Origin of the sequence: Chlorogloeopsis fritschii PCC 6912, assembly GCF_000317285.1 — a bacterium.
GTDB lineage: Bacteria > Cyanobacteriota > Cyanobacteriia > Cyanobacteriales > Nostocaceae > Chlorogloeopsis > Chlorogloeopsis fritschii.
Genome location: NZ_AJLN01000123.1, coordinates 67,323 through 74,015, shown reverse-complemented (window position 1 = coordinate 74,015; position 6,693 = coordinate 67,323). Strand labels below are relative to the sequence as shown.

The window sequence follows — 6,693 nt, the reverse complement described above, 5'->3', positions numbered from 1 at the left end:
AGAAGCGTCTACAGACTTCTCTCCGCAACGCACTGGCTCCGCAACGCACTGCCTCACTGCAGGACTTCTCTCCACCCTACGGTTATTGAGAAAGGTGCAAGATATCAACACCCTAATCTTCCCCGTAGACAGGAACACAAGCAAATTTTTCCACTATTAGCGGGGAATTAAGGAGGTTTGAAGGATTCATGTCAGAGATTTAATTGTCATAAAGACAATGGGGAATACCTAGTACTGGACACGGACAGCTATATTTTAGTTTTTGGATGATAGGATGGTGCGGCGAGTTGCAGCCTAAAAACAGTAGAGATGCAGCTTCTGTTGTGACAACTTTCTTTAACTCATCTGCAAGACAACCAAATCGTAGATGAGCTTTGAAATAACTCTGCCATTCTTCAGCTAGACAACGTGCTTGCCAGAGGATACGCTCTGCAGATGCGAACTTGTTTGTTTGATTCAAGATGCGTGTATAAATCCTATTTGATGTTGAGATGGCAGGTGAATTTAATGAAATCTGATTGGTAAATCCACTACTGACAACTTCCTTTTGTGGTAAGACATCCAAAAGATAACTAGTTTGATTGTCTTCTAGAACATAAACTGCTTGAACTGTAACGTGTGCCTTGGTAGCGATACGTGTTTGATGAGCAATTAATAAACTAATATCCAAGGCTGTATGACTTTTGGGAGAACTATCATAACCAACAATTAAGTTGACTGATTTGACAGATGTAGCTGATTCCAAATTAGGTGTTATTTGTCCCCAAAGCAACACCATTTGGTCAATCAAATCATCTCTACCGAGCGCGTTTTGCAGACGCATTAACATTGGTTTGATATTCACAGCTTTTACTTCCCTGCAATGCAACAAACGACGAAGGAGAAGGAGGTTAATCAGTTTTGGATCTTGTCACTTTTTCTATTGTTGTTCTAAGCGATCGCTAACCACTCCTATAATTTAGCTTCTGTAAACAAAGCCCTGATAACATACAAGTGCAGCCAAAAAATCAGGGTTTTTGTCGTTATTTATGGAGTTAAGTTGTGGGTTAATACCATTTCTCCAATCGCTTACACTTTACAATTTCTTACACTCCTTTAACAAGGGGGTAAAGTGAGATTTAATGTGTTGTAAAGTTAAGAAAAATTGGTATCAAGCTAGAAATTTCTGAAGTCAAATTTGCCACAAACACGAGTGACTCTGTTACTAGTTTAAATGGCAAGTTTGATACCGTGGAATCTACTCATCTGAGGTAAAATTCTGCTCCAAGAAATTCAATGCGTAATTGCGAAGTTCGTAATATTCCTTGGAGTCTCGCATTTGGGAGCGATCGCGTGGATGGGGAAACGGGACTTCTAAAATTTCCCCGATATTTGCGGCTGGGCCGTTAGTCATTAATACAATGCGATCGGACATATAAATAGCTTCATCGACATCGTGGGTAATCATCATTACCGCCTGTCGGTGTCGTTCCCAAATATCTAAAACTTGCCGTTGTAATTTTCCACGAGTGAGGGCATCTAATGCCCCAAAAGGTTCATCCATAAGTAACATTTTCGGACGAATTGCTAAAGCTCTTGCAATACCTACCCTCTGCTTCATCCCTCCAGAAATTTCATCGGGATATTTATCAGCTGCTGCTGTTAAATTCACCATTGCTAAATGTTCATTAACAATACTGATTTTTTCTGCACGGGTAGCATCTTTGAGAACTTCATCTACAGCCAAACGAATATTTTCCTTCACGGTTAACCAAGGTAGCAAAGAATAATGTTGAAACACCATCATTCTTTCTGCACCTGGTTTGCGAATTTCTTTACCATCAAGTCGTACCGAACCAGAAGTGGCTTTTTCTAAACCAGCTACAATCTTCAAAAGAGTGGATTTACCACAACCAGAATGACCAATTACAGAAATATATTCATCTTCGCCCACTGTGAGATTTACGCCATCTAAAACAACAAATTTTCCACTGTCATTGTTGTTTGGATAAGCTTTGACTAAGTTTTCAATTTCTAGAAATGGAGTAGTGCGTGGGGTTGGTTCTTTGATATCCATTGAGAATGAGGTAGATTTAGTCATGGTAAAATTAGGGGTTAAGAACATTTTTGACACAATTTTGTGCGAACTAATTAAGACAGATAGAAACGAATTGGAGCATTGGCTCTAATCTCAAAACTGTTGAGATACCCTACCGGATCACTGGGGTCAAAACCTTTATTATCGATAAATACTTTTGGAGGCTCCACTTTATAATCATCTTTTGGACACTCAATGCCCATTTCTGCGGCAATCTCACGATATAAATCGGTTCTCCAACCTGTTTGAGCAAGCTTTTCGGCATTTTTGGGAAATTCTTTAATTTGTCCCCACCGCGCGGCTTGTGTCATCAACCAAATACTTTCAGAACTCCACAAGAATGTAGAATGTTCATTTGGTAGTTTGGGAACATTGGCAGGAATGTCGTAGAAAATAGTGGTATCAGCAGCTTTTACAGTGCGATTTTTACCATCCCAGCCACCATAGTTGTAGTTACCGAAAATTGCCGGGCCTGTAAATTTCGTCACTGGGGCACCAGGCTTTCTAGGTCTTGCTCCTGTAAATGAGCGATCTGTAATCAATTCAGCAACTTCTTGACGGTTTTCAGGCTTGCTGCAATACTGGCAAGCCTCAATCATTGCCTTCACCAGGGAGCGATAAGTTTTTGGATAGTTGTCAATGAAAGATTGCATTACCCCCAACAATCGATCTGGGTGTCCCTGCCAGACTTCTTTACCTTGAGCGAAGGTAAAGCCGATGCCCTCGTTACCAGCAATTGCGCGTGTATTCCAAGGTTCTGCCACCATATAGGCTTGCATCGCACCAATACGCACGTTAGTCACCATTTGTGGTGGGGGAACAATAATAACGCGAAACTCATTGAGAGGATCGACACCAGCCGCAGCAGAGATGTAGCGAACAAAGTATTCGTAAATGGCAGAACTGAGCACCACTGCCCAGACTTTACCTTCGGTTGGCTGCTGATCAAAATAGTTTCTAAAATCGCGACCAAAAGCTTCTAAAGCACCATCGCCATACTTCTGTTTGTACTCGTACCAAGGACGCAGCCCAAAATCCCACATGGCTTTATTCATTGTCATGGCGTTACCGTGCCGATGAATCGTCATCGCCGCACACAAGGGAGCATGACGCGCACCTTCGGCACCAATTCTGGCGTTGGTAACAGCACCGGATACCACAGGCGATGCATCAAGGCGACCAAAAATCAAGCCGTCGCGAGAAGTTGCCCAGCTTGCTTCTCGGTTAAGTGTGACGTTTAGCCCGTATTTGCGAAAAAAACCTTTTTTCCAAGCGATCGCAAATGGCGCACAGTCATTGACGGGAACAAACCCAACCGTAATATCCGGTTTTTCTAACTCCTGTAGTTTTACTACTGGTTCAACTGCTAGAGCTTCTTCAGTTAGTCCTTTAGCACCAGTATTTCCAGTAATGGCACAAGAAGACAACGTCATTCCGGCTGCCGTTGCTCCTATTCCCTTGATAAAGTCTCGTCTAGTCCAATAATTGCAATTGGTATCACTCATGGTATTGCTTCAGCACTGGCGAATTTACGAAAAGGCGCACTTTTGCAAAACTAGAGTGCGTCTTGGGATTTTGGTATGAGCAAAATAGGGGATTAGGGATCGGGGATTGGGGTTTGGGTATTGGGCAATTAAAATTTTGGATACTTCGACAAGCTCAGTACAAGTTTTGGATTTGTGATTTTGGATTGGAATTTAATCTAAAATCCCTAGTCCCTAGTCCCCAGTCCCTATCTAATTTGAAGTTCTAGGGCGATGAGTTACTAATTCTTGAATTTTGCCTACCACGTAATCAAGTAATAATCCGGTTAAGCCAATCACCAGTACAGCTAAAAATACTGAACTGAGGTTTAAACGGCTCCATTCATCCCAGACAAAAAAGCCGATGCCAATACCGCCTGTTAACATTTCCACAGCAACAATTACTAACCAAGCAATCCCTAAACTAATTCGCAAACCCGTAAAAATATAAGGCAAACTCGCAGGCAAGATAATTTTTAGAATCTGCCGCCAACGAGGCATTTCTAGTACCCGTGCTACATCTAAATAATCTTTGGGAACGCTAGAAACTCCTAAGGCAGTGTTAATAATAGTAGGCCATAAAGAGGTGATAAAAATTACAAAAATCGCCGATGGGTCTGCCAAATTGAATATAGCCAGAGCAATAGGTAACCAAGCTAGTGGCGATACTGGTTTAAAAATCTGAATGATGGGATTGAGAGTTAGCATTGCATTTTTTGACATTCCAATCAAAAATCCCACGGGAATTGCCACAACAGCACCAAGCAGAAATCCAAGCAATACTCGTCGCAAGCTTGCTAACAACAACCAACCTATGCCTAAGTTACCTGGCCCTCTTTGATAGAAGGGATTTAAAATGTAATCTAAATTAGCAATTAGCGCTTCAGGTGGGGTGGGCATTAATTCATGGTTAACAAGGGCAACCACCCACCACAACACAATAATCCCCAAGAATCCAAGGGCGGGTAGTAATACCACATCCCTAACAATGACAGGTTTTGCCTTTTCCCAGGCTACTTGCCCAGCGACTGCAGCGATCGCAGCCAAATTTAATTGTGCCATGTCGCAACCTCAACACAGTTTCACTGCAGGTACAAAAATCTGAGCAGTACCAGCCAAGGATACTGATGAGGCTTAAACATTAAAAAACGCTTCCTCTTCAGTCTCCTCTCAGTGCCTACGAAGTTAGCTGACGGGCTAGGGTTGAGAGATACCCCTCTCTTTAAGGATGAAATCAACAAGCGCGAAGGATTAAGGACTTAACTAATATTTTTACCTTCTGCCTTCTGCTTTCTGCCTTTCTTTGAGATACGCCCCAAAATTTGGTTCCTCCGCTCTGGCGTTAGCATTATGCTTCGCTAGATTAGGCTGACTTACTCTACTTACTGACACAGAGTAACATATGCTTCTCGATTTGTATATCCGTCTAAAGATAAACAAAAACCCTTTTGTTTGTATTGCCTAGCCATTCATCTCATACAAAACCGTGCGATTGCTATTGCTACATCTCCAAACTAAAATGCGATCGCCTGATTACTGGAGTCTGGCTCACTCAAGGGTTTTCAGGAAGCGCTCATTCCCAGAAGTTGGGAGCTTCATACATTTTTAAAGATTTCGGTTCGTTAGATTTATTAAAGATGCTAGTTAATGTCACAATATAGAAATCAAAAACTACTGTTTTCGGAGCGAAATTTAGTTGTATTTAAGATACAGCTAAATTCCATCTAACCCATTAAGACTCAAAAAATGTCAATTCTTAAGCTTGAAAACGGCCAAACTCTCGACAACCTCAGCGACATTCAAAGCGAACTCGGTAGTCTAAATATCCAAATTGAGCATAAAAATTTGGGGAAATCGCTTCACTTGTCAGATTTGCTCGCCCAGGATATTTTAAGTCAACTAGATAAACAGCAGATACTGTTGTCGTATCAAACAGAGTTTGAGTTGCTCAAGCAGCAAGCAGGTTATTTCTGTTACGATTTGCTAGCTTTGCATCCAGGTTCGCCAAATCTTTATACCCTAACAGCAGCCTACAGCCGCTATCATACCCACCAAGATGCAGAAGCACTCTATATATTAGCAGGGGAAGCAATTTTTGGGATTGTGCGACCAGAAGGCAATCGAGTGCAACTTCTAGTTCAAGCCCATGACTATATCCATGTTCCTGGTAGGGTTGAGCATTGGTTTGCTCCCACCGCATCTTTGCACATTAAAGCCTTGCGCTACTTCACTTCAGCTGATGGGTGGATACCTCAATACACAGGCACCAAACTTCAGGATTCTCTTAGAAATGAGCGTTAATTTTCAGCTTAGAGTGCATCCCTATTATTTGTGATTATTTGTGTCGCAGCTATACAACAGCGACTCCTCATTGACTAAACTCGATCTGCGGAAGTAGGAAGCAGACTGCAATCCCATCTGATAGCAGTACTGGGCGCACTTGCTGCAAGCAGCAGCACACTCCATCATCTTGGCGTCATCGCTCATCTGTTCGCAAACCATAGCAGCGCGATCACACATTTCTGCACAAAGGGCACAGATCCGTCCCATAAATTCAGAGCCATCATCGATCATGTTAATGCACATCATGCACATTTCTGCGCAGTCACGAATCATCGATACCATAGTCATATCGATGTATTTACCGCTCTGAGTTTTGCAGTAGTTTAATGTTTCTATACAAATTTTGTAACAGTCGGCGCAAGCTTTTCTGCAAACTTCTAATTCGGTGAGTGTAGATTCAGTCATCATCATAAGAGCGTCCCTTTTTATATAGATATCTTTTTTATGTGTTAGCTTGACCTGTTAATTAGTAAAGTAGACTTTCTATTTTTGAAAGTCAACGAGTGTTACACAAGCCATATCTATAAGGACACAAAAGCGATGGATTTACTGCAAATTTCATCCTATTTCCACGTTAGCAATAGCTATTTCGAGCTATTTTTTTCTAGAACTCTTGTAAATCTATGTTATGAATCTCTCCTTCTATATGAGAGATTCATAAACTGAAATTTTTCCCAATAAGTAAAAATTACTAGTAATTTCGTCTGCGCTGATAACTTCAATTTCTCCGGCAATAGATAATGTCATATT

General features: G+C 41.5%; 6 protein-coding genes and 1 riboswitch. Of the genes, 1 reads left to right on the top strand and 5 read right to left on the bottom strand.

What is annotated here, in order from left to right:
• Positions 1 to 199: 199 nt before the first annotated feature.
• The 4 genes from UYC_RS0128830 to ntrB all read right to left on the bottom strand — a co-directional run bounded on the left by UYC_RS0128830 (position 200) and on the right by ntrB (position 4,662).
• On the bottom strand, positions 200 to 829 hold the full coding sequence (locus tag UYC_RS0128830; protein ID WP_016879060.1) for a hypothetical protein: 630 nt from the start codon (positions 827 to 829) through the stop codon (positions 200 to 202).
• A 408-nt stretch (positions 830 to 1,237) separates the two neighbouring features.
• Entirely contained in the window at positions 1,238 to 2,080 is an 843-nt protein-coding gene (locus tag UYC_RS0128825; RefSeq protein ID WP_200862403.1) for an ABC transporter ATP-binding protein, read from the bottom strand.
• A 50-nt stretch (positions 2,081 to 2,130) separates the two neighbouring features.
• Positions 2,131 to 3,582, bottom strand: a complete 1,452-nt coding sequence (locus tag UYC_RS0128820; protein ID WP_016879062.1) for an ABC transporter substrate-binding protein — start codon at positions 3,580 to 3,582, stop codon at positions 2,131 to 2,133.
• A 231-nt stretch (positions 3,583 to 3,813) separates the two neighbouring features.
• Positions 3,814 to 4,662 (bottom strand): nitrate ABC transporter permease, encoded by an 849-nt coding sequence (gene ntrB, locus UYC_RS0128810; RefSeq protein WP_016879063.1) that lies wholly within the window; start codon positions 4,660 to 4,662, stop codon positions 3,814 to 3,816.
• Between the two features lie 97 nt (positions 4,663 to 4,759).
• A riboswitch (cyclic di-AMP (ydaO/yuaA leader) is annotated at positions 4,760 to 4,980 on the bottom strand.
• 366 nt (positions 4,981 to 5,346) lie between these two features.
• Here ntrB and UYC_RS0128805 point away from each other — a divergent pair.
• Positions 5,347 to 5,901, top strand: coding sequence for a hypothetical protein (locus UYC_RS0128805; protein WP_016879064.1), 555 nt, complete (start codon positions 5,347 to 5,349; stop codon positions 5,899 to 5,901).
• Positions 5,902 to 5,925: 24 nt separating this feature from the next.
• Here the strand turns inward: UYC_RS0128805 and UYC_RS39140 are convergent, their stop codons facing one another.
• A complete protein-coding gene (locus UYC_RS39140) occupies positions 5,926 to 6,354 on the bottom strand; it encodes a four-helix bundle copper-binding protein (protein WP_235083188.1) in 429 nt (142 codons plus the stop codon).
• Positions 6,355 to 6,693: the final 339 nt, after the last annotated feature.